Origin of the sequence: Arthrobacter sp. FB24, from assembly GCF_000196235.1 — a bacterium.
In the GTDB taxonomy this organism is placed as follows: Bacteria; Actinomycetota; Actinomycetes; order Actinomycetales; family Micrococcaceae; genus Arthrobacter.
In genome coordinates this window covers 22,779-44,775 of record NC_008539.1, presented here as the reverse complement: position 1 = coordinate 44,775, position 21,997 = coordinate 22,779, and the positions used below count along the sequence as shown (strand labels likewise).

The window sequence follows — 21,997 nt, the reverse complement described above, 5'->3', positions numbered from 1 at the left end:
CAATTCGCTATTGACCGCAGAAACAACGGGACTTGGCGCGGTGCCGTCCTGGCTGGCCAGGTTGGGGTGACGTGTGAAAAAGTGAAATATCCGACGCTAGGGTATGGCCGGGCGGGGTAGTGGCCCGTATTTGCCGGGTTTGATCTGGTTGGGGCGGGGCCACGTGTAGTCGCCGGTGAGCTGTTCCCAGCCCATCGGTGTGCCGCGGTGTAGCCCAACCTGGTCAACATCGTCCATGACCTGACCGGGCGTGGGATCGGTCTGAAGGTCCTCATCGGAAGGGCGCCGCCATCCGATACCACTAGGGCCTCCGGGAAGCTTGTCTTCGGGCTCCTGGCCGAGTTTGAACGCGAACTCATTTCCGAGCGTCACGGGGCAAATTCCGGTACGGTGCGGGGATGGATATTGGATATGCGCGGGTCTCAACGGCCAAGCCGGACCTGGGCCCGGCGACTGGATGCTCTAGTGGCCGTCGGCATCACCAATGTATTCGCCGACAAGATGGGATGGCTCTTACGGGGGCAGCGGGACGACTGTGCGGTGCTTGCCGCCTGGAGTGAGTAGCGGTGGCCCGGCGTCCCTGGTGATGGTGACGTTGCCCAGCCCATGACTGGTCAACGCGCGGGTGATTTCGGACCGGGCGGATTCCCATACGTTCTCAGGATCCGCACCGGCGGCGGGCTGCAGCCGGAGGCTGAGGCTCTGGGGTCCTGTCTGGATGATCTGGCCCTTACTCAGGCCCTGCACCCTGTCGAGGGCGGTACTCAGCGTAAGGGGTGTCACTGCGACGGCGAGCCGGTTGCCTTGGAGGGTCAGCAGCTCGGCGTTCCGTCCCTGCACGTGGATGGCCGGCGTCGGGTCCCCGCACCGGCAGGGGTCAGTCCTTGCGGTGACGCTGTCGCCGAGGTCGTAGCGCAGGATGGGTTGGATGCGGTTGGCCAGGTTGCTCAGCAGCACGGTGTGCGAGGGCTGCCCGGGCGGGACGGGTTCATGGTTTGCATCCACCGGTTCCAGGATGGCCCAGTCGCTGTTGACGTGCAGCCAGCCTTCCTGGCAGCTGTAGCTCAGGAAGGGGCATTCAGTCGCTGCGTAGCCCTGCCGGACCTTCGCCCCAAACGCTCCGCTGATCCTGGCGTACTCTCCCGCAGGCAGTCCCTCGGCCGAGAGAATAACAGCAACGGGCTGGATGGTCAGACGTCCTGCTTCCTGCTCGGATGCCAGCAACCGGCCAGTGGAGGCGTAGGGGGCGAGGAGGGCCGGGCGGAAGCTGTTCAGCTGAGCGACGAGGTCCGGTATCGGCGTCTGGACCGGGAACACGCGCACGCTGTGCCGGGCTGGTCCCTTTCGTAGCGCGGCTGCGGCTGCTGCTGAGGCGAAGTGGCCGCCGGTGGCGACGACCATGGCTATCCGCCCGCGCCCGCGGATGATCCCCATGAGGTCTGCCGGGGTGAGCCAGGAACTGAGCATGCGGAACGTCAGGGCCTTGGATACGGCCAGGGTTCGGGTGTCGAGCAGGAACAGTCCGCGGGTGCCGGTCGTCCCGGATGTCGTAGCGGCCGTGTAGCGGTTGAGGAACTTCTCACCGAGCAGCGACGGGTCCGCGACGAACGACTGCGTTCCCTCCAGGGTCACCGCAGGGTCTGTGACCCAGTCATCGAAATGTGCCATCAGTGCGGCCTTTGTCGTCACGGGCAGCAGACGCGGGTCCGTGATCCGTGCCGGCAGGCCCTGATAGAGCTGGCGGTAGTACGGGGAGCACGTCCGTGCGTATGTCACCATCTCCACCAGCCGCTCGCGTTGGCGCTGCAGGATCGCAGCGCTGCCCTTTTTCCGGCAGGCGCGGGCATCGAGCAACAACCGGAACGGTGTTTCCCTCATGATTCCTCCTGACCCTGGTCTGTGTTCGTCCCAAAAGATTTATGACGGTCAGGCGCCGAACAGCCGGGGCACGACCCCGGAGCTGATGAGGATGAACAGGCCCAGCCCGATGAACACCGCAGGGACCAGCCAGTGTTCGATCTTTTCCAGGGTCTCGGTGACTTTCGGGTGGGTGCCTACAACACGTCCCAGCGCGCACCAGACGGCGACCAGGATGAGGAATACAACGATGGTGACCACGGTGTCCTGAGGCGCCATGGTGCGGAAGATCGGGGTGTAGATGGCGATGTTGTCCGCGCCGTTGGCGATGGTGATGCCGGCGACGCTGAGCAGGCCGATCGCACTGATGGCACCTTCTTCGTCCTCTTCCCCGCGTTTGCGCAGGAAACGGATCAGGCCGATAACCCCGATGGCCAGCGGGACCATGCCGAGCCAGCCGACCCATTCGTCCGGGACAAGCGTCAGCCCAAGGGCGGCCAGGACGCTGATGCCGACCAGGGTGATGAATCCCAGGTATTGCCCGCCGACGATCTCCCAGGGCCGGGGCCGGCCTTTAGCGGAGGCCAGGAACAGGACGGTCAAAACGACGATGTCGTCGATATTCGTGGCGGCGAACATGGCTGCCGCGGCTGCGATGATGCCAAGCATGGGCCCGTGTACCTCTCAGTGTGTCCGGCCGCGGGTTGCATACCCGCAGGGTGGGTCAGATGGGAGTAGTGAAGGTTCCGATCAGGTTCTGCAGGCTCAGGATCCAGGTGGTCCAGACACCGGAGACCATCAGGATCCCGACCAGGATCAGGGTCGCGGCTCCTGCGAGATTGAAGGTCCTGATGTTCCGGCGGACGAAGCCCAGGGTGCCGGTGACCCAGCCAAAGCCCCGGGCGACGAGGAGGAAGGGGATGCCCAGGCCGATGCAGTAGGCGAAACCGAGCAGCGCCCCGCGCCAGGCCGAGCCGGTGGTGGTGCTCAGCGCCAGGACGGCACTGAGGGTCGGGCCGATGCAGGGGGTCCAGCCGAGCCCGAATCCGATGCCCAGCAACGGGGCCCCGGCCAGGCCGGTGTTCGGTTTCCAGGACAGTTTCGCCGTGCTCTGCAGGAACGGGATCTTCCCGGACAGGGCCACACCCATGACGATGACGACCACACCCAGGACACGGGTGATCACATCGCTCCAGCTCACCAGCCAGAGCCCGATGGTCCCGAATGCCGCACCATACAGGGTGAAAACCGCGGCGAAACCGAGGATGAACAGCCCGACGCCGGCGGTGGTCCGCCGGCGTGCGGCCTTCTCATCCGTTCCGGCCAGACCGGAGACGTAGCCCAGATAGCCCGGGAGCAGGGGTAGGACACAGGGCGAGATGAACGAGACGAGACCGGCGATGACCGCCAGTGGCACCGCCAGGAGCAGGGCTCCTGACTGCACACCCTCGGCGAAGAACCCGCCCAGACTCACGTCCCGTTCTCCGGGTCCTTACCGGGCCGCAACATGCCCAGCACCAGGACGGCGACGCCGAGCGTGACGAAGACGTCGGCGAGGTTGAACGTCGGGAACCATCCGCTGTGCAGATAATCCACGACCCCGCGCCCGTCAAGCCGGTCGATGAAGTTCCCGACGGCGCCGCCGGCAACAAGGATTCCACCCGCAAAGGAGGTCCTGGACATCTTCGGGGCGCTGACCGTCAGCCAGGACAGCAGCGCGGCGATGATGACCCCGGTACCGGCCACGACAAAACCGGTGGGCAGGGTCGCGCCGAGGCTGAAGGCAACCCCGGTGTTGTACAGGAGCTTGATTGTCAGCAGCGGGGTTTCGATTACCTCTCCCCGGGAGAGGCCTGCCTCGGCCTGGGCCTTGATCAGCAAGTCGGCTCCGGCGAGCAGTAGCGCGCCGAGCAGCAGCCCGCCCCGCCGTATCCACGGCCGGGACGGGGCACTGTCCCGGACCGGTGCCGCTTGGCTCACCGGGCCGGTTCCAGGTTGGGGACGGCGTCCCGGGAAACCGGGATGGTGGCGTACTTGCTGACCTTGCCGGCGCGAACGCCGTTGGCGATGACAACGATTTCGGCCAATTCATGAATCAGGACCACGGCTGCCAGCCCCAGGATGCCGAACAGGGCCAGCGGGATCAGCACCGCGATCAGGGCCAGGGACAGGCCCACGTTCTGGAACATGATCCGGCGGGTACGGCGGGCGTGCTCCAGTACCTGGGGCAGGTGGTGCAGGTCCTCGCCCATCAGGGCGATGTCGGCGGTTTCGATGGCCACGTCGGTGCCCATCGCGCCCATCGCGATGCCGGTGTCGGCGGTCGCCAGGGCCGGGGCGTCGTTCACGCCGTCCCCGACCATGGCGGTCGGCTGCCGCTCCTTCAGGGTGCGGATGATGTCCGCCTTGTCTTCGGGGCGCAGGTCGGCGTGGACTTCGGTGATGCCCGCTGCCTTGCCCAGGGCCTCTGCGGTGAGCCGGTTATCCCCGGTGAGCATGGCGGTGGTGTAGCCGGCGCGGTTCAGGCGTTCAATGACGGCCCTGGCTTCGGGGCGGAGTTCGTCCCGTACGGCGACGGCACCGATGAGGACAGATTGCTCCTCGACCAGGACCGCTGTCGCGCCGCCGGCCTGCATCCGCCGGACGGCTTCCTTCAGCTCCCCGGGGGCGATCCATCCGGGCCTGCCGAGCCGGGCACTGTGCCCGTCAATGGTCCCTTCGAGCCCCGCACCGGGAACCGTGTTCAGGTCGGTGACGGTGACCCGGTCCGTGGTGGCGGCGAGGATGGCCCGGGCGAGCGGGTGTTCGCTGCGTTCTTCCAGGCCGGCGGCGACGGCCAGCACCCGTTCCCGGGTGGAGGAGGCGGTGGCCGCGACCTCGATCACGGCGGGTTTGTTCCGGGTCAGGGTCCCCGTCTTGTCCAGGGCGATGGTGCGGATTTTGCCCAGGGTTTCCAGCGCGCCGCCGCCCTTGATCAGGACGCCCATCCGGCTGGCCGCGCCGACGGCGGCGACCACGGTCACGGGCACGGAGATGGCAAGGGCACACGGCGAGGCTGCCACCAGGACAACGAGGGCGCGTTCGATCCACAGGACCGGTTCGCCCACGATGAAACCGAAGACGGCAATGAGCGCGGCGGCGATCAGGATCCCGGGGACAAGCTTTTTGGCGATGGAGTCGGCCAGGCGCTGGCCGGGGCCCTTGCGGGACTGCTCGGCCTCAACTATGTGCACGATCCGGGCCAGGGAGTTGTTCTCCGCGGTGCTGGTGACCTGGACCTCGAGCGGACCGGTGCCGTTGATCGACCCCGCGTAGACTTCGCTGCCGGGTCCGGCCTCGACAGGGACTGATTCGCCGGTCAGGGCTGAGGTGTCCAGGGAGGTGCGCCCGGTCAGGACGCGTCCGTCGGTGGCAAGACGCTCGCCCGGGCGAACGACCATGGTCTCACCCAGCACCAGCTCGGACGGGGAGACGGTAACTTCGGTTCCGTTGCGCAGCACCCTGGCCTCGGACGGGACCAGGTCCAGCAGCGCCCGCAGCCCGCGCCGGGTGCGTGCCACCGAGTATTCTTCCAGGCCCTCGGAGATGGCATAGAGGAAGGCCAGCATCGCCGCTTCCTCGATCTGGCCCAGGATGACGGCGCCCACGGCCGCGATCGTCATCAGCGTGCCGACACCGATCTTGCCCTTGACCAGCCGGCGCAGGGTGGAGGGAACGAACGTCCACGCTGCGACCAGCAGCGCCGCGGCCTCCAGCGGCAGGGTGACCCACTCGGATGCGTCGAGCAGCGAAGCAATCCACGCCACCAGCAGCAGGACTCCGGAGACCGCGGCCGCGCGGACCTCGGTCACCTGCCAGAAGCCCTCGGCTTCTTCCTGGCCTTCTTCTGTTTCCGGCTTATCATCGCCGCATCCGCACGCGTCGCTCACAGTTGCTCCTCTTTGGTGGTTTCGGCGTCGCGGGATGCGTCGCCGTAGGTCGGGCACAGGCTCACTGCGTTGCCGGTGGCGGCCAAAAGGATCTCGGCCTGGGCCAGGACATCGATCAGTTCCGGACGGGTCAGGGAATAGAACACCTTCCGGCCTTCCGTCCGGCCCGTGACCAGGCCGCAGTCCCGCAGGCAGGCCACGTGCGCGGAGACAGTGGACTGCGCCAGACCCAGTACCTGGGTCAGGTCACCGACACGGGCCTCGCCCCGGGCGATACGCTTTACGATGGCAAGCCGGGCGGGGTCGGCCAGGGAATGGAACAACGCGGCGGCCGGTTCCAGCCGGGTGCCACTTCTCGTATCAATCGTCATACACCGATGATATCCAAAGTCGGTGATATGTGCCAGCCGCAACCTTCATGGCGTTCCGCGTGCAGGTCCGGGGCCAGCGCGCTTATGGCGCCGCGGCAGGGGTATGTGCGGAGCCGTGTCAGTGCGGTCCGGGGCGTCCTGAGAGGATGAAACCGCTTCGAGGCAGCGCGGGCATCCGGGTAAGGTCGATGCTCAGGTCCTGGGCGGGTACGCTCATGCCGGTCTCCGCGGCCAGTGCCCGGACGGCCCGCCGCATCAGGTCAACGGTGATGTCCTCACCGGGGCAGCGATGCCCCGCGGCAGGGTCGCCGGCGCCCTGGGGAACCAGGGTGTGGGGGTCCGGCCGCCAGGCGCGGAACCGGGCAGGGTCGAAGCTCTCCGGATCCTTCCAGATCCGGCCGTCGTGGTTCGTGCCGTACAGATCCAGCAGCACCCATTGACCCTCTTTGAATGTCTGGCCCTTCCATTGCAGTGGTTGGCGGGCCGTGCCGCCGACGAAGGGGAAGAACGGGTAATACCGGCGGACTTCCTGTGCGAAGCAGTCCAGGTCTGCGTCCTGGCCTGCGTTCAGGATGTCTTTCCATTCGGGGTGCTGCTGCAGGGCGACGGCTGCGAAGACCATGAAGCGGCTGACGGCCTCGATGGGCCGGAGCAGGTTGAGAAGTTCCACCGCCGCGGTGTCAACCGGGAGTGCGTTGCCGTGTTCGTCGGTGTGAAAGGCGATCGACGCGGCCGGCGTGTCCCTGGCCGCGTCCGGGCCGGACCGGCGGATGGTGTCGAGGCAGTCGGCGGCCCATTTTTCGGTTCCGCGGCGGCGCCACCGCGCATACCAGTTCGCCGGCCCGACCGCGCCGGCCTTTTCGATCATCAGGCTCAGTTCCCGGGCGCGGCGGCCCACTGTAGCCTGGTCTGCCGGCACTCCGGCCCATTCGCAGGCGGCTGCGGTGAGGATCCGGCGCAGCTCGTCATGGAGTACCACCGCGCCCGCGCCACGCCACCGCTCCGCCGCGGAGCGCCATTCGGTGTCGAAAGCCTGGCCGAGACGGTCCACCGATTCCTTGGTCATCAGGTCACGAAACAGCTGTTTCCGGTGCCGGTGGGCGGGCCCTTCGAGGGACTGCACGCTGCCGGCGTCCTGCAGCAGGTGCTGGGCAGAGCGGGGCATGGCCCTTGCGGCCGAACCGGCCACCGCCGTAGAAGAACTCGGCCGCCTCCGCCCCGCGAAGGCAGATCACCGGGCGCAGCATCAGCCGGGTGCGGAACGCATCGGTGCCGAACCGGTCACACCGGCTCGATATGAACGTGTACCCCTCACGCAGAAGAGCCAAGGAACCCTCAGGCAACTGCACTGTCATGACGGACCAGCCTTCTCTCGTTCCGCTCCGGCATGGCCGGAATTCCGGGTGTTCGCATGCGGCCGGAGCGTCCGGGAACCCCCGCGTCCCGGCTTTTCCTAGGCCTCGAGTGCGGAAGTGATCAGGGCTTTGAGGGTGCTCTTGTCCAGTCCACCCAGGATTCTCGCCGCAACTCGCCCTTCCTTGTCCAGGACGAGGGTGGTCGGGACCGCCTGGGGCGGGACGAAGCGGCTCATGGCGAGCAGTACCTTCCCGTCCTTGTCCTGCACGCTCGGATACGTCACGCCGAAGGTCCGCTCAAAGGCTTCCGCCGTCGGCTTCTCATCCCGGACGTTAATCCCGAGGAACTTCACTCCCTGCGGGGAGAACTCCTGGTACAGCGATTCCAGGTGCGGGGCCTCGACACGGCACGGGGCGCAGGCTGCGTACCAGAAATTGAGCACTGTGACCGCGCCCGCCCAGTCACCGGAACTGACGGGCGTGCCGTCATAAAGGTTCGCGTTCAAGGCCACCGGAGCGCCGCGGGACCCCTCGGCGTATTCCTGCACCGATCCGTCACCGGCAATGTAGTTCTTGTTATCCCCCGCCGCCGCCTGCTGGACGAGCGGATCGGGTCCGGCGCAGGCGGCCAAGCCAAGGGAGGCCACAGCCGCCAGGCCCGTAAAGATGCTGCGCCGGGTCAGGCTGCCGCCGCCGGATGGAGTGTTCATCAAATGGCTTCCTCCTATGACGTGGATGGTGGTCCTGGACGTGCCGTTTTCACGCCACGCCCAGGCTCAGGTTTCAACCGGAATCGGTTCAATCGTCTTCAGACGATATTATCAGGAAGGGGCGTGGCGAAGCGCCGGCCACCCACTTGTACTAATTCTACGTAAGGTAGAACTGCGGGGTTGCAGACCTCACCCGCCCTTGACACCCCGACTGGAAGGCAGCGATGTCCCTACCTGACGCCCCGGATGCTAAGGCAGCGCCGGTCCTCCCGCCGCTGGGCCCCGCCGGGACGCTGCGCTGGGCGTGGACCCAGCTGACGAGCATGCGGACGGCACTTTTTCTGCTGCTTTTGCTGGCCGTGGTCGCGGTGCCGGGCTCGTTGTTCCCGCAGCGCCCGGCTAACCCTGCCGTGGTGACCCAGTACATCAAGGACCGTCCGGAGTACGGGAAAATCCTTGACTCCCTTCAGCTCTTCGATGTCTATTCCTCGGCGTGGTTCTCCGCGATTTACATCCTGTTGTTCATCTCCCTGATCGGCTGCGTGATACCCCGGGCCCGGGCACACTGGAAGGCCCTGCGTTCAGCCCCGCCGCGGACCCCCCGGCGGCTGTCGCGTCTGCCCGAATACGGCACGCTCGTGCTGCCGGCAGACGCCGCTGTCGGCCCGGGCGACGCCGTCCGGGACGCAGCCGCAGTACTGAAGAAACGCGGCTACCGCGTCGACATCCGCGACGCCGACGGCGCGATGCCCTCCCTCGGAGCCGAACGGGGGCTGCTGCGGGAAGTCGGCAACCTCCTCTTCCACACCGCCCTGATCGGCGTGCTGGTCAGCGTCGCGGTCGGCGGGTTGTTCGGCTACCGGGGCCAAAAAATCATCATCGAAGGCGACACGTTCGTCAACACCCTCGTCGGCTACGACAACTTCACCCCCGGCACCAACTTCCAGACCTCCTGGCTGGATCCCTTCGCCGTCACCCTGGACAAGTTCGACGTCCGTTTCGACCGCGAATCCACCCGGCAGTTCGGCCAGCCCATCGATTTCAAAGCCTCCCTGACGACCCGGAACAGCCCGGACGCGGCCCCGCAGCAGCAGGTCCTGAAAGTCAACGAACCGGTCTACTTCGGCGGAACCGGCATCTTCCTCGTCGGCAACGGTTACGCACCCATCGTCACCGTCAAAGACGGGGACGGGAACACCGCGTTCAGCGGCCCTGTCGTATCCGTCCCCAACGACGCCGTGTACACCTCCACCATTGTCCTCAAGGTCCCGGACGCCTCGCCCTCCCAGCTGGGTTTCGTCGGGTTCTTCCTGCCCTCGGCCATCAAGAACCAGGATGGTGTGTCCTACAGCTTCGACCCGGACCCGCTGAACCCGCAACTGAACCTGAACTCCTACTACGGTGATCTCGGGCTCGATACAGGCAAACCCCAGAACGTCTACAACCTGGACGTAAAGACCTTGACCCAGCTCAACGGCCGGGATCTGCCGGCCGGCGGGATTGTCCTGGACGCCGGGCAGAGCTACACCCTCCCGGAGGGCAAAGGCTCGATCAGCTTTGACGGGCTCAAACGCTACATCGGGGTGGACATCCGCACAGTCCCGGGCCAGGACGGGGTCCTGATCTTCTCCCTGATTGCCGTCGCCGGGCTGATCGTGTCCCTGTACGTGAACCGCCGCCGCGTCTGGCTCCGCGCCGGCTCCCACGAGGACGGCCGCACCATGATCGAATACGGGCTGCTGGCCCGCGGCGAAGACCACCGGCTCGCACCCGAGGCCGCGGCCATCCGCGCCCGGCTCATGGCCCGCTGGAACCTCGCCGAGCCCCACGCGACCGACGCCGCCAACGTCCCTGCCCGCTCACCGAAGGAGCACTAATGCCGGACATCAACGAAACCATGGGCCAATACAGCGAGCTGTTCATGCTCCTGGCCGCAGGCACCTACACCGTGGCGTTCATCGCCTTCGCCTGGGACCTGGCCCGCAGCAGCAAGGTCCTGCGCGCGGTGGACCTCAAAGCCGCAGAGGCGGCCCCTGCACGTGCCGGCGTTCCGGTCAGCGCCGGAATCAGCGCCGCCGCTTCCGGTGACCGTCTGGCCTCCCACGTCGGCGGCCCGGCCGGCATAGCCGAACGCCCGAGCTCAACCGCCCGCCGAGCGGGAACGGATGCGGCCGGCGCAGGCCAAACTGCCGAACCCGGCATGCGCTACGCCCCCGGGCGGCGCGTCCCGGCCCGGGTGGCGGTGGCCCTCACGATACTCGGCGCCCTGATCCACGGCGCCGGTGTGGTCACCCGTGCGTTCGGCGCGGGCCGGGTGCCATGGGGCAACATGTACGAGTTCCTTACCACCGGCGCCTTCGTGGCCGTGGCGGTATTCCTGCTCGCGCTGACCCGGCGCGACCTGCGCTTCCTGGGCACCTTCGTGATCGGTCTGGCCATCATCATGCAGGTGGCCGCCTCGATCGCCTACTGGACGCCCGTGGGGCACCTCGTTCCGGCGCTGCAGAGCTACTGGCTGATCATCCATGTCTCCATCGCCGTACTGTCCTCGGCACTGTTCACCCTGACCTTCGCGATGTCCGCCCTGCAGCTGGTCCAGTCCCACCGCCAGAAAACCGTAGCTGCCGGAGGCGCGGACAGGCTCGGGTTCATGCGTCTGGTTCCCTCGGCGCTCAGCCTGGAGAACCTCTCCTACCGCATCAACGCGCTCGGGTTCATCGGCTGGACCTTCACCCTGATGTTCGGGGCCATCTGGGCCGAAAAGGCCTGGGGCCGCTTCTGGGGCTGGGACACCAAGGAAGTCTGGACCTTCGTCATCTGGGTGGTCTACGCCGGCTACCTCCATGCCCGCGCCACGCGCGGCTGGACCGGCACCCGCGCCGCCTGGCTGTCCATCGTCGGCTACCTGTGCGTGGTGTTCAACTTCACCATCGTGAACCAGTTCTTCAACGGCCTGCACTCCTACTCCGGCCTGTGACGTCCTCACAGCTGCCCGGGCGTACCAACCTGCCGCGGCGGGACCAGGGCATGCTGCTTTCGGCGGCCGCCGTCCTGTGGCCGCTTCCTGACACCTACTTTCAGTGAGCTCGAACCATGCAATCGTTCTCCACGCAGGAGATCTTCCTGCCTTCACCAACGCTGAGCGCCGTCGCGCTCGGCCCCCTGACGATCCGCTTCTACGCGCTCTGCATCCTCGCGGGCATCGCTGTCGGCACCTGGCTGACCGTCCGCCGTCTCAAGGCCAGGGGCGGGACCTCGTCACAGGCACTGGACATTGTGATGTGGGCCGTCCCCTTCGGCATCGTCGGCGGCCGGCTCTACCATGTGATCACCGACAACCAGCTCTACTTCGGGCCCGGTAAGGACCCCTGGGGTGCCCTGCGGATCTGGGAAGGCGGCCTTGGCATCTGGGGTGCGGTTGCCCTCGGGCTGGTCGGGGCAGCTATCGGTGCCCGCCGCGCCGGAGTCCCCTTCGCCGCGTTCGCTGACGCCGCCGCTCCCGGACTGCTCCTGGCGCAGGCCCTGGGCAGGTGGGGAAACTGGTTCAACAACGAAATCTACGGCGCACCCACGGACCTGCCATGGAAACTGCAAATCCACACCATGGACCCAACCACAGGACAGGCAGTGACCACTCCAGAAGGGACCCCTGAGGTCATCGGGTACTTCCAGCCGACCTTCCTCTACGAGTCCCTCTGGTGCCTGGCCGCGGCGGCACTGCTGATATTCCTGGACCGCAAATATACGCTCGGAGCCGGAGCGGTCTTCTCCCTCTACATTGTTTTCTACACGGCCGGCCGGTTTGCCTTCGAACTGATGCGCTCCGATGAAGCGAACACGATTCTGGGTGCGCGCGTCAACACCTGGGTCGCCGGAGTTGTCTTCATCGCCGGGCTGGCCTTCTTCCAACAGCTCAGATCCCGTACCCGGTCAAAGGTGGAAACGAACGGCACGCTGCCGGACCCGGCCCGCTAAAGACCCGGAGGCCGCAATCGCTCCGCACATCATGCCAACGGAACAACCACCCGTCTGGGAAAGACCCCTGAGGATCCGTATCAGGCATAATATCGGGACAGGACTCACATCCGGGAGCCGTGTAGATGCGGGGGCTTCATGGGCAAGGCACACTGGCCACCACGGCGACCTTCGGGGCTCCTGTGCTCCCCCTAGGTGCGGGCAACGCCGCTCCCTCAATCACGGACTCGCCCCTCAATTCGCTCCATCGGGAGGAAAACCATGACCTATGACCTCGTAATCCTCGGCGGCGGCAGCGCCGGCTACGCCGCCGCGCTGCGCGGGGCGCAGCTGGGCATGACGGTGGCCCTGATTGAGGGCGACAAGCTTGGCGGGACCTGCCTGCACCGTGGATGCATCCCGACCAAGGCGCTGTTGCATTCAGCAGAAGTGGCCGACACCATCCGGGAGAGCGAAGCATTTGGCGTGGAGAGCGCCTTCGGCCGCGTCGACATGGCCGGGGTGACAAAGTTCAAGGCGAGCGTCGTTGACCGCCTCTATAAAGGACTCCAAGGCCTCGTTTCTTCCCGCAGCGTCGACCTGATCCAGGGCTGGGGTACGCTGGCCGCCGCAGACACGGTAGAAGTCGACGGCACCAGCTACCGGGGCAAAAACATTGTGCTGGCCACCGGGTCCTATTCGAAATCCCTGCCCGGCCTGGACATCAGCGGACGGGTGATCACCTCCGAACAGGCACTCGAAATGGATTTCGTCCCCAAGAGCGCACTCATCCTCGGCGGCGGCGTGATCGGTGTGGAATTCGCCTCGGTCTGGGCTTCCTTCGGTACCGAAGTAACCATCATCGAAGCCCTTCCGCGCCTCATCGCCAACGAGGACGAATCCCTGTCCAAAGGCCTCCAGCGGGCCTTCACGAAACGCGGCATTAAGTTCCTCACCAACACCATGTTCGCCGGTGTCTCCCAGAACGATGACGGCGTCACCGTCACCACCCAGGACGACAAAACCCTGGAGGCCGAAGTACTGCTCGTGGCCGTGGGCCGCGGCCCCGTGACAGCGAAGCTAGGCTACGAGGACGCCGGCATCCCCATGGAACGCGGCTTCGTGCCCACCAACGACCGGCTGCACACCGGTGTCGGCAACGTCTACGCCATCGGGGACATCGTGCCCGGCCTTCAGCTGGCCCACCGCGGCTTCCAGCAAGGCATCTTCGTCGCCGAAGAAATCGCCGGTCTGAGCCCGGCACCCATCATCGAATCCGGCATCCCGCGCGTGACCTACTCCGAGCCCCAGGCCGGCTCTGTCGGCCTCACCGAGGCCCAGGCGAAGGAACAGTTCAGTGCCGACGGCATCGAGACGGTCGAGTACAACCTCGGCGGGAACGCCAAAAGCCAGATGCTGCAGACCGCGGGCTTCATCAAACTCATCCGCCAAAAGGAGGGCCCGATCATCGGCGTCCACATGCTCGGCGCCCGGGTCAGCGAGCTCATCGGCGAAGGCCAGCTCATGGTCAACTGGGAAGCCTATCCCGAGGACGTCGCCAGCCTCCTCCACGCCCACCCCACCCAGAACGACGCCATCGGCGAAGCGGCCCTCGCCCTGGCCGGCAAGCCCCTGCACGCCCACGGCTGACCGGCGCTTCCTGGCTGGGCGTTCAAGGTGGTTGATTGAAGCGGAGCCCGGGACGGCGCGCCTGTGCTTAGGCGGGCTGCCGGTTGGGTTCCTTGGGCACGATCAGGGGAAGGAACTGGACGTAGAGGACCATGCCGATCAGTTCGACGAGAGTTTGGGTGACGACGACCAGCGCGGCCAAGGCCAGCGGCCCGGGAAGCGCCAGCGCCAGCGGCAGCACAACCAGCGAATTTCGGGTAGCGCCACTGAAGACAACGGCACGGGTGGACGCAGGATCGAGGCGGGCGCCTTTGGCCGCCAACAGTCCCAGCGGAACCATCACCAGCAGGAAAGCCACATAGACCGGAACCACCACAAGCAGCGAGCCAAGTTCCCTGCTCACTCCTGTGATCTGTGAACCGACTACCACGGTCAGCGTGACCATCATGAGGGGAACCATCGAAGCCTGCATGGCCGCCATGACGGTCCGGCCCAGGTTTGTCCGGCGGGCCAGCGCCTGGGTCAGGGCCGCTGCGGCCAGGGGAATGATGATCAGAACGATCAGGGCCTCGACAAACGGTGCCGGGTCAATAGCCCCAGCCACGTCGGGGCCGATGAAAACCCACAGGAACACCGGTAGCAGGAGCATCTGCACGAACATCAATACCGGAGCGGCGGCCAGGAGCCGGTCACTGGCCCCTCCGGCCAAACCGGTGAAGACAATGACGTAGTCGATGCACGGCGTCAGGAGTACGAGCATGACGCCGACCACCAGCGCCGGATCTCCGGCGACAAACCGAGTCAGACCAAACACCACAGCGGGAACGACGACGAAGTTCAGGACCAGCACTGTCGCCAGGAACCGCAGATCCCTGACTGCCGCGCCGATGGAGGCAAAGGGAACCCCGAGAAAAGTCGCATAGAGCAGCAGTCCGAGGGCCGGGTAAATCGAGCGCTCCAGCGCCCCCACCGAGCCGGGAGCAAGAAAGCCGAGGGCAACGCCGACAGCGATGGCCGCAAGGTACAGGCCGATCTGATGACGCTCCACCCACGCGGGGAGATTGCGGGTTTTCACCGTACCCATGCTAGATGATGCGCTTCCTGCGTCTCCCGGTGGCGAGGAACCCTGCAGCAGCTGAGCGAAGGCGGCAGGCTCGTTCAGCCGGGTGGTGGCATCCGCGGGCAAGACAGCTGGTCCCTGGGTCTTCGGGACAAATTATTCATTGACGAGGACGGGTACGCCTACTGCCGTTGAAACGGCTTTGGCCTTAATCTCGGCCGGTACGGGAATGCTGAACTCTTCACGTTCTTCCGGCGCTCCGGAGTGGCTGTGTCCTTGGCTGCCGAGGTGGTGGACGAAACGGGCGGTTCCGACCATGGTGCCCCGGTCATCGTAGAACCCGGCGAGTATCTGGAGATCGAGCAGTTTGCTGACATCACCGGTGATCCTGACCGCTCCTGTGGCTGCCTGACCGTCGAAGGTCAGGCCTTCAAAGACCAGCCTGTCATCAAAGGGGCCCCGGACATGGAGGACCTGGCCGGGGGCCGGCCGGGTCGTCTGGAGTCCGGGCAGGTCCGGTTCACCCTCGGCAGCGGCAAGGCCAGGGAAAGATGTTTTCGCGGCGGCCAGCGGGACCTTGTCGCCGGCCGGAGAGGTAGAGCCCTGTCTGCCCAGTACGACGAATGCAAGTACTGCGAGGGATGCAGCAACGAGGGTTGCCATCAGGAGAATCCGGGATTTGCGGTTCATGGTGTTCCTTTGGATGTGCCGTGGCCCGGGGTTCGTTCTTGTCCCCCCGGGCCACGGCCAGTCTTGCAGTTTTAGTTCTCCGCGAAGGTCAGCGCAGGACGCGCAAGGCGTTGCCCACGATGTCGAACAGATCGGTGTTGTCCACGCTGCCCTGCAACTGTTCTGATCCTGAGCCGTAAGCGTAAACAGGCACGTCGGCACCGGTGTGGTTGCCCGAAAGGTAGTTCAGCCAGAGACTGGCCTCCTTGGAGCCGTCCTTGACCTCGGCTGGGTCATTCGGGGTCCGGAAGGTGGCCGGGCCGAAGTTCTTCGGGTCTGCAGCGCCGGCGCCGTTGATGATGCCGCTCGAGCGGGTCGGGTCCTTGACGTTTCCGCCAGGCCGGGTCGGGGTGGAGCTATTGGCGGTGTTGCCGGAATCGACGTTGGCCGGGGGCCCGGCTGCTTCGGCGTTGGTGAAGGAGCCCTTTTCGATGACGCTGAAGCCGCCTGTTTCATGGTCTGCAGTCACGATGACCAAGGTGTTGCCGTCCTTCTTGGCGAAATCCAGGGCAGCGGCGACCGAGTCGTCGAAGGCCTTGATTTCCTCAAGGGCCTGGGCCGCGTCGTTGGCGTGGGAGCGCTTGTCAATCAAAGCCCCCTCAATCTGCAGGTAGAACCCGTCGCCCTTGGAGTCTTTTTCCTTTTTCTTATCGAGCAGTTCGATGGCCTTCTTGGTCATCTCCGGCAGGGAGGGCTCCTGCGCCTGAGGCGCGGCGGGGTTGTCCTGCTTGGCTTTCTCGACGGTCAGGTTGCCCTTGTTGAACAAGCCGAAGACCTTCTCACCGGCGGCCCCGTTCAGGTCCGCGCGGGTGGCGGGGATCTGGCTCGAGACCGAGCCCAGGACCGAATAGCCCTGCTCCTTCAACGCGGTTTCGTCCGTGGCGTCGAAACGGCTTAAGCCGCCACCAAAGATGACGTCTGCTGTGCCGTTGCGGGCGATCTGGTCCGCAATCGGGGTGACGCGGACGTCACTGGTCGGCAGCGGGGTGCCGGTGATGCTGGTGTCCTGGCACGCGGCGGCTGAGTAGACAGGACCCTGGCAGCCGCGGGCGAGGGAGTGGCTCATCTGCGAGGCCGGGGTAGCGTCCGTAATCTCGGCGGTGGAGACGTTGCCTGTGCGGTAGCCGGCCTTCTTGGCCAGTTCCATCATTGTCGGGACCACTGCGCCCTTGGCGTCCACGCCGAGGGCGGCGTTGTAGGTCTTCACCCCGGAGGCCCAGGCGGTGGCGGCGGAGGCGGAATCGGTGACGAGGTTCGGTTTGAAGTCAGTCTGACCGGGCTGGCCGGAGTTCTTTTCCACGGCGTAAGTGCTGACGTAGCCCTGGGCCGGAAGGGTTTCCATGGCCAGTTTGCCTGCGGCTCCGTAGAAGCGTTCACGGCCGGCGGTGACGTGGGTACGGCCCATGCCGTCGCCGAGCAGGTAAATGACGTTCTTGGTCCGGCCGTTGTTCCCCTCCGGGGCGGCGGTGGCGGGGGCGCTGACAGCGACGGCTGTTAGCACGGCGGCAACCGCCGCCGTTGAAGTAAGCATGGATAGGGTGCGGCGCATCAGGGATCTCCCAAGGAAAAACTGCGAACGAGTGAATGAAGGGGTTGGTGCCCGGGTTGAAACCCTAAGAGCGAAACCTTCACATGTCCGGACTTCCCTGTGTCCGGCCGGTAGCCGGGAGGTGAACATCGATTCTGAGAACAAGATCAACGGTGCGACACGAATCACCGCCGAAGGCCGGATATCTTCACCAATTCTCACGTGGTGGTATGGCGTTTCCTTTCTTCAGGCGGAGGGGGCCGCGTTTTAGGCGCAGCAGGAGAGTTTGGAGACGTCTGTGGTGAAGGCCTTGCAGGCGATCCTGATGCCCTCGGCCATGGTCAGGTAGGGGCTCCACATGCCGGCGACCTGCCCGGTGGTCATCCCCGCCTCGAGCAGGTAGACGCCCGCGGCGGCCAGCTCGCCCGCGTCCTTGGCCACGGCGGTGAGGCCCACGATCCGGCCGGTGTCACGGTCGGCAACGACTTTGATGAATCCCCGGGTATCGCGGTTGACCAGGGCCCTGGGGACGTAGTTCAGGGGCAGCACCCGGCAGTCGCAGCGGATACCGGCAGCGACCGCGTCCTGCTCAGTCATCCCGACGGCACCCACAGCCGGGCTGGTGAAGGTCACCCGCGGCAGATGCCGGTAGTCGACCTCATCCACGGCGTCGGTAAACGCGTTCTCCACGGCAAGGGCGCCGTGGGCCGCGGCGACGTAGACGAACTCACGGTGGCCGGTGACATCCCCTGCAGCCCAGATCCTGGGGTTCGAGCTGGCCAGACGGGAATCGACCACGATCTCACCGGACGTGCCGGTCTTCACCCCGACGGCGTCGAGGTTCAGCCCCTCGGTGACGGGCCGGCGCCCCAGGGCCACGAGCAGCCGGGAGGCCCGGAACACTTCCTGTCCACCGGCCACCGAAGCGGTGGCGCTGACCCCGCCGGTGGCCTCATCGAGGCTCACTGAGTCCACGGTGGCCCGCCGGACCACCCGGATCCCCTCATCCGCGAAGACCCCGGCCAGCGCCTTGGATACTTCCGGCTCCTCGTGCGAGGTGAGCCTGGAGCGGACGAGCATAGTCACGCGGGAGCCGAGCCGGGAGAACAGCTGCGCCTGCTCTAGGGCGACATAGCCGCCGCCAAGGACCAGCAACGATTCGGGCACTTCGTCCAGTTCCATCGCCGTGGTCGAGGTCAGGTAGCCGGTCTCGGCCAGTCCGGGAACGGGCGGCGCCCATGGTGTGGAGCCGGTGGCCACAAGGTAGTGTGCGGCCTCGATCGTCTCAACGGCACCGCCCGGTGAGGTGACCTGGAGCAGAGGTGTGTCCTGGGTCCCGGTGAATACCGCGTCTCCCTGGAGCATGGCCCAGCCATAGTCCGCGGCAAGGTCGACGTACTTCTCTGTCCGCATGCTTTCAACAAGTGCAGCCTTGCCCTCGATGAGGGCCGAAATGTCCACGGCCCCGGCCGAGGCCATCACGCCGGGGAAGCGGGCCGAGTCCAACGCCACGTGCCGGGCGTCCGCGGCAGCCAGGAGCGCCTTCGACGGCACGCACCCGGTGTTCACGCATGTCCCGCCCAAGGTGCCACGCTCAATCATCACTACCCGCTTGCCCAGCCCCCTGGCCCGGATCGCGGCCGCAAACGCCGCGCCACCGGAACCGATGATCGCCAGATCGAACCGTTCGTTTCCCATACCGCTGTCCTTCCCAATGCATCAAAAAGCCCTTTGGAACCATCATCAACCTTCCAGTACAGTGGAAGGTCAAGTCGATGCATTGCATGAGGGAGAGCGGCGAAGATGAAGATCGGGCAGGTCGCAGAAACAACCGGGACCACGACCAAGACCCTGCGGTTCTACGAAGCAGAAGGGCTGCTTCCTCCCGCCGAACGCACCGCCTCCGGCTACCGCGATTACTCAGAAGACGTCGTGGGCCGGATCGGTTTCATCCACCGCGGCCAGGCCGCAGGGCTCACCCTCGCCCAGATCAGGCAGATCCTGAACATCCGCGACCGAGGCCAGACGCCGTGCTCGCACGTCCGGGAATTGCTCGGGCAGCGCTTGACAGAGCTTGATGCCCAGACCACTGAGCTCCTGGCCCTTAGGGAAACGATCTCCCAGCTTTACGCCCAGGCAGCCGAACCCAAACAACCCGAGGCCTGCCCCCCAGACGAGATCTGCCGCTACCTCTGACCCGTCACCGTCCCGCCGAGGCTACCCGCACTCAAAGACAACGAGTACCAGGCTGTCACTTTCGTGTTGGAATTGCGACGAAAGTGCAAGCGGCCCGGCCGCATCACGCCCCCCCAGTGGGCCCCCTCAAACTGCGATTTCCGCTCAAAGTGGGACCGAATCAGATTGACATTCTCAGGAGCCATCTGCACGGAATTTCACACTCGTCTGCACTTGTTCTGGAACGTCGCTGTCAGTTCAGAAGTCGTCCGCACGAATTTTTCGTCTGCGCAGCCGTCGAGGTCACGGCTGCACCCGTGCGGCCGCGCCGGCACAACCTCCAGGCTTCCTGGTAGGGCTCATTGAACGGGGTGCAGACCACGGGCGTGTTCTTGACGGTGTACTCCGGCTGGTTAACGTCGTCGTCCTGAACGCCTTGTGCCCGGCCCCGGCCCCCGTGCCCTAAGAACGCGCAGCTACCGAAAGGTCCTAGCCTGCGGCCAGCAGGACACCGCACGCGGCTTCGCAGCGGCGGCAGGCTTCGGCACAGATCCGGCAGTGCTCGTGCATCCCCGCGTGCTTTTGGCACTCTTCGGCGCAGGCGGCGCACGCTGCCCGGCAGGCCTCCAACGCCGCAAGCGTGATGGGACTCTGCCCTCCGGTCTGCCGGGACAGGAGGTTCCCTGTGGCCGCGCAGACATCGGCGCAGTCCAAATCTGTCCGGATACAGGTGGTGAGCTCGGCGACCATGTCCTCGCCCAGACACGCGTCCGCGCAGGCCGTGCATGTCTGGGCGCACTCGAAGCAGGCGGCAATACATCCGGCCAGGCTGTCCCGGCTCATGGCAGGGTCTGCCTGGGGGTGGGCGTTGAGCATGGCGCTGACGTGGTGGCTCATGGGGTGGCTCCTGTCGCTGGGCGAGGGGGCGGCCGGGCCGTTCCCGGCCGTCCCCCTCACCCTAGACCCGCCGGCGGTACGCCCGACAGGTCAGGGACAACCCGGAATCACGGGGCTATTCGGCGCCGGCTGGCTGGAACGTCATTCCTCCGTCCGTGGAGGCAACGATCCCGTCCGGGGTGGCAGCCCAGATCCGTGGACTGCCGTCGTCGCCCTTGACTGCGGCGATGGCCAGCACCTGGGCCTCGATGCGGCCCTTCTTCGTCCAGGTCTGTCCGGTGTCAGCGGAGTAGTGCACGGTACCGTTGGGTTCAGCACCTACGGCCTCGGTCGGGTTCGCGAAGGCGGCGAACTGGATCACGGGGCCGCCTTCCAGCGGCTTCCATGTGGTGCCGGCGTCGGTGGAGCGCTGGATTCCTTCCTGGGTGGTGGCCAGAACGGTGTCACTGCCGGGATGCCCGGCCAGGACTGCCGGGGTAAACCCGGCTGACACGGTTTTCCAGGTCTTCCCGTCGGGGCTGGTGCGCAGCGTCCCATCGGAGGCAATGATGCCGGATTTGGTGGTGGTCATGGCGTGGAAGTCGGATTCGCCCTGCCGGGAGAGCTGTTCCCAGGTTTTGCCGCCATCAGTGGACTTCAGCAAACCCATCGGGTTGGGCAGGTCCGATCCGGGCCCAGGGTGGCCGGAGGCGTAAAACGGGCCCTTGTCACCGGCTGTGGTGAAGCCCATCAGGTCGTTGGTGTCACCGATTTTGGTGGCCGGGGACTTGGTGACGTCGAAGAGGCCGTCGTGGGTGGCCAGCAGCACCTGGCCGGTTGTGCCGTTCACGGTGAGTCCATGGACGTGGGAGCTGGGAAGGCCCGGGGCCGCAGTGGTCGGTGCGGTGCCGGCCTCCGGCGTATCGGTGGTGGAGCCGGGGGTGCAGGCGGTCAGGGTCAGCAGGAGGGCGGCGGCTGCGGCGAGGGCAGCCGCTGGACGGGGACGGGTCAAAGAGTGCAGGGGCACGGGGAACTCCAAAGGCTCAACGGGAATGTCTGTGGGAGGGCACCGGCCCCCGGGAAGGGGGCCGGTGCCGGATGTGGGCTGGCTACAGGGTGGCCAGGAGGTCTTTCATTTCCTGGATTTCGGCTTCCTGGGAGCTCACGATCTCCTTGCTGAGCTGGACGGCGTCGGCGTTCTTGCCGTCGGTGGTTTCGGTCTTGGCCATCATGACGGCGCCCTCATGGTGGGCGATCATCTGGGTCAGGAACAGCCTGGCGGCCTCGGTGCCCTGCGCGGCCTCGAGTTTGGCCATGTCGTCCTGGCCCATCATCCCGGACATGCTGTGGGTCGAAGGCATGTTCGTGGGCATCATTGTGGGCTGGCCCCAGCTTTCCAGCCAGCCGGTCATTTTCTCGATCTCGGGGCCTTGGGCCGCTTTGATCTTGGTGGCAAGGTCTGTCACCGCGGCGGGAATGCCTTCTTTCTTGAGCATGATGTCGCTCATGGCCACGGCCTGGGTGTGGTGCGGGATCATCATCTGCGCGAACATGGTGTCCGCGTCGTTGAACTCCGCCGAAGCTGCTGCCGAAGCTGCCGGGGCTGAGCTTGAAGCCGTGCCGGAGCTGCCGTGGTTCATGCCGGACGTGGTGCTTGCCTCCGGACTGCCGGTCCCCGAACCGGCGGAGCAGCCGGCGAGGGCGATTGCTGCGGCGATGGCGGCAGCGGAAAGGGTCAGGGTCTTCTTCATGAAAATCAGGGTCCTCAAAAGTATCAGCGGCGCTCAGGGCGCCTTGGACATTGCGCGCAGTGGCCGGCCCGGC

21 protein-coding genes are annotated in these 21,997 nt (G+C 66.0%); 5 read left to right on the top strand and 16 right to left on the bottom strand.

The features are described from left to right. Window positions 1-96: 96 nt before the first annotated feature. The 9 genes from ARTH_RS24585 to ARTH_RS22670 all read right to left on the bottom strand — a co-directional run bounded on the left by ARTH_RS24585 (window position 97) and on the right by ARTH_RS22670 (window position 8,222). Window positions 97-372, bottom strand: coding sequence for a hypothetical protein (locus tag ARTH_RS24585; protein WP_011689815.1), 276 nt, complete (start codon window positions 370-372; stop codon window positions 97-99). Window positions 373-513: 141 nt separating this feature from the next. Next, window positions 514-1,878 (bottom strand): coenzyme F390 synthetase, encoded by a 1,365-nt coding sequence (locus tag ARTH_RS22705; RefSeq protein ID WP_011689656.1) that lies wholly within the window; start codon window positions 1,876-1,878, stop codon window positions 514-516. 48 nt (window positions 1,879-1,926) lie between these two features. Then, complete coding sequence (locus ARTH_RS22700; protein ID WP_011689655.1) at window positions 1,927-2,526, bottom strand: cadmium resistance transporter; 600 nt, start codon at window positions 2,524-2,526, stop codon at window positions 1,927-1,929. A 55-nt stretch (window positions 2,527-2,581) separates the two neighbouring features. Then, window positions 2,582-3,331, bottom strand: coding sequence for a cytochrome c biogenesis CcdA family protein (locus ARTH_RS22695; RefSeq protein WP_011689654.1), 750 nt, complete (start codon window positions 3,329-3,331; stop codon window positions 2,582-2,584). Further along, complete coding sequence (gene lspA / locus ARTH_RS22690) at window positions 3,328-3,837, bottom strand: signal peptidase II (protein WP_011689653.1); 510 nt, start codon at window positions 3,835-3,837, stop codon at window positions 3,328-3,330. The genes ARTH_RS22695 and lspA overlap by 4 nt, the downstream gene beginning before the upstream one ends. Next, window positions 3,834-5,786, bottom strand: a complete 1,953-nt coding sequence (locus ARTH_RS22685) for a heavy metal translocating P-type ATPase (protein ID WP_011689652.1) — start codon at window positions 5,784-5,786, stop codon at window positions 3,834-3,836. The genes lspA and ARTH_RS22685 overlap by 4 nt, the downstream gene beginning before the upstream one ends. Continuing rightward, window positions 5,783-6,157: an ArsR/SmtB family transcription factor gene (locus ARTH_RS22680; protein ID WP_011689651.1), complete on the bottom strand. Its 375-nt coding sequence runs from the start codon at window positions 6,155-6,157 to the stop codon at window positions 5,783-5,785. Before ARTH_RS22680 ends, ARTH_RS22685 begins: the two co-directional genes overlap by 4 nt. A 118-nt stretch (window positions 6,158-6,275) precedes the next feature. Further along, complete coding sequence (locus ARTH_RS22675) at window positions 6,276-7,322, bottom strand: cytochrome P450 (protein ID WP_011689650.1); 1,047 nt, start codon at window positions 7,320-7,322, stop codon at window positions 6,276-6,278. A gap of 288 nt (window positions 7,323-7,610) precedes the next feature. Beyond that, window positions 7,611-8,222 (bottom strand): TlpA family protein disulfide reductase, encoded by a 612-nt coding sequence (locus ARTH_RS22670; protein ID WP_011689649.1) that lies wholly within the window; start codon window positions 8,220-8,222, stop codon window positions 7,611-7,613. A 224-nt stretch (window positions 8,223-8,446) separates the two neighbouring features. Here ARTH_RS22670 and resB point away from each other — a divergent pair, with 224 nt between their 5' ends. The 4 genes from resB to lpdA all read left to right on the top strand — a co-directional run bounded on the left by resB (window position 8,447) and on the right by lpdA (window position 13,826). Continuing rightward, window positions 8,447-10,099 (top strand): cytochrome c biogenesis protein ResB, encoded by a 1,653-nt coding sequence (resB, locus tag ARTH_RS22665; protein ID WP_011689648.1) that lies wholly within the window; start codon window positions 8,447-8,449, stop codon window positions 10,097-10,099. Further along, window positions 10,099-11,199 (top strand): c-type cytochrome biogenesis protein CcsB, encoded by a 1,101-nt coding sequence (gene ccsB / locus ARTH_RS22660; RefSeq protein WP_011689647.1) that lies wholly within the window; start codon window positions 10,099-10,101, stop codon window positions 11,197-11,199. The genes resB and ccsB overlap by 1 nt, the downstream gene beginning before the upstream one ends. A gap of 116 nt (window positions 11,200-11,315) precedes the next feature. Then, window positions 11,316-12,197: a prolipoprotein diacylglyceryl transferase gene (lgt, locus tag ARTH_RS22655; protein WP_011689646.1), complete on the top strand. Its 882-nt coding sequence runs from the start codon at window positions 11,316-11,318 to the stop codon at window positions 12,195-12,197. A gap of 261 nt (window positions 12,198-12,458) precedes the next feature. Further along, window positions 12,459-13,826 (top strand): dihydrolipoyl dehydrogenase, encoded by a 1,368-nt coding sequence (gene lpdA / locus ARTH_RS22650; protein ID WP_011689645.1) that lies wholly within the window; start codon window positions 12,459-12,461, stop codon window positions 13,824-13,826. A 67-nt stretch (window positions 13,827-13,893) separates the two neighbouring features. On the opposite strand, the gene ARTH_RS22645 is transcribed toward lpdA, so the two are convergent. The 4 genes from ARTH_RS22645 to merA form a co-directional block, all read right to left on the bottom strand. After that, entirely contained in the window at window positions 13,894-14,889 is a 996-nt protein-coding gene (locus ARTH_RS22645) for an arsenic resistance protein (RefSeq protein WP_011689644.1), read from the bottom strand. A 132-nt stretch (window positions 14,890-15,021) separates the two neighbouring features. After that, window positions 15,022-15,555, bottom strand: a complete 534-nt coding sequence (locus ARTH_RS22640; protein WP_011689643.1) for a hypothetical protein — start codon at window positions 15,553-15,555, stop codon at window positions 15,022-15,024. Between the two features lie 88 nt (window positions 15,556-15,643). Next, window positions 15,644-17,143, bottom strand: coding sequence for an alkaline phosphatase (locus ARTH_RS22635; RefSeq protein WP_011689642.1), 1,500 nt, complete (start codon window positions 17,141-17,143; stop codon window positions 15,644-15,646). Window positions 17,144-17,389: 246 nt separating this feature from the next. Further along, window positions 17,390-18,820 carry a mercury(II) reductase gene (gene merA, locus ARTH_RS22630; protein ID WP_011689641.1) on the bottom strand — a complete coding sequence of 477 codons (1,431 nt, stop codon included), beginning with the start codon at window positions 18,818-18,820 and terminating at the stop codon, window positions 17,390-17,392. Between the two features lie 105 nt (window positions 18,821-18,925). Here merA and ARTH_RS22625 point away from each other — a divergent pair, with 105 nt between their 5' ends. After that, window positions 18,926-19,318, top strand: coding sequence for a heavy metal-responsive transcriptional regulator (locus tag ARTH_RS22625; protein ID WP_011689640.1), 393 nt, complete (start codon window positions 18,926-18,928; stop codon window positions 19,316-19,318). Between the two features lie 468 nt (window positions 19,319-19,786). On the opposite strand, the gene ARTH_RS22620 is transcribed toward ARTH_RS22625, so the two are convergent. From ARTH_RS22620 to ARTH_RS22610, 3 genes are all read right to left on the bottom strand, one after another. After that, window positions 19,787-20,194 carry a four-helix bundle copper-binding protein gene (locus tag ARTH_RS22620; RefSeq protein ID WP_011689639.1) on the bottom strand — a complete coding sequence of 136 codons (408 nt, stop codon included), beginning with the start codon at window positions 20,192-20,194 and terminating at the stop codon, window positions 19,787-19,789. 115 nt (window positions 20,195-20,309) lie between these two features. Further along, window positions 20,310-21,200 carry a F510_1955 family glycosylhydrolase gene (locus ARTH_RS22615; protein ID WP_011689638.1) on the bottom strand — a complete coding sequence of 297 codons (891 nt, stop codon included), beginning with the start codon at window positions 21,198-21,200 and terminating at the stop codon, window positions 20,310-20,312. An 82-nt stretch (window positions 21,201-21,282) separates the two neighbouring features. Continuing rightward, window positions 21,283-21,924 carry a DUF305 domain-containing protein gene (locus tag ARTH_RS22610; protein ID WP_011689637.1) on the bottom strand — a complete coding sequence of 214 codons (642 nt, stop codon included), beginning with the start codon at window positions 21,922-21,924 and terminating at the stop codon, window positions 21,283-21,285. Between the last annotated feature and the right edge of the window lie 73 nt (window positions 21,925-21,997).

Coding starts and splice junctions, on each gene's coding strand:
- ARTH_RS22680 (WP_011689651.1), bottom strand. CDS start 6,157: ATGACGATTGATACGAGAAGTGGCACCCGGCTGGAACCGGCCGCCGCG.
- resB (WP_011689648.1), top strand. CDS start 8,447: ATGTCCCTACCTGACGCCCCGGATGCTAAGGCAGCGCCGGTCCTCCCG.
- ARTH_RS22675 (WP_011689650.1), bottom strand. CDS start 7,322: ATGCCCCGCTCTGCCCAGCACCTGCTGCAGGACGCCGGCAGCGTGCAG.
- ARTH_RS22645 (WP_011689644.1), bottom strand. CDS start 14,889: ATGGGTACGGTGAAAACCCGCAATCTCCCCGCGTGGGTGGAGCGTCAT.
- ARTH_RS22610 (WP_011689637.1), bottom strand. CDS start 21,924: ATGAAGAAGACCCTGACCCTTTCCGCTGCCGCCATCGCCGCAGCAATC.
- lgt (WP_011689646.1), top strand. CDS start 11,316: ATGCAATCGTTCTCCACGCAGGAGATCTTCCTGCCTTCACCAACGCTG.
- ARTH_RS22705 (WP_011689656.1), bottom strand. CDS start 1,878: ATGAGGGAAACACCGTTCCGGTTGTTGCTCGATGCCCGCGCCTGCCGG.
- ARTH_RS22635 (WP_011689642.1), bottom strand. CDS start 17,143: ATGCGCCGCACCCTATCCATGCTTACTTCAACGGCGGCGGTTGCCGCC.
- ARTH_RS22700 (WP_011689655.1), bottom strand. CDS start 2,526: ATGCTTGGCATCATCGCAGCCGCGGCAGCCATGTTCGCCGCCACGAAT.
- ARTH_RS22620 (WP_011689639.1), bottom strand. CDS start 20,194: ATGAGCCACCACGTCAGCGCCATGCTCAACGCCCACCCCCAGGCAGAC.
- ARTH_RS22670 (WP_011689649.1), bottom strand. CDS start 8,222: ATGAACACTCCATCCGGCGGCGGCAGCCTGACCCGGCGCAGCATCTTT.
- merA (WP_011689641.1), bottom strand. CDS start 18,820: ATGGGAAACGAACGGTTCGATCTGGCGATCATCGGTTCCGGTGGCGCG.
- ARTH_RS22640 (WP_011689643.1), bottom strand. CDS start 15,555: ATGAACCGCAAATCCCGGATTCTCCTGATGGCAACCCTCGTTGCTGCA.
- ARTH_RS22625 (WP_011689640.1), top strand. CDS start 18,926: ATGAAGATCGGGCAGGTCGCAGAAACAACCGGGACCACGACCAAGACC.
- ccsB (WP_011689647.1), top strand. CDS start 10,099: ATGCCGGACATCAACGAAACCATGGGCCAATACAGCGAGCTGTTCATG.
- lpdA (WP_011689645.1), top strand. CDS start 12,459: ATGACCTATGACCTCGTAATCCTCGGCGGCGGCAGCGCCGGCTACGCC.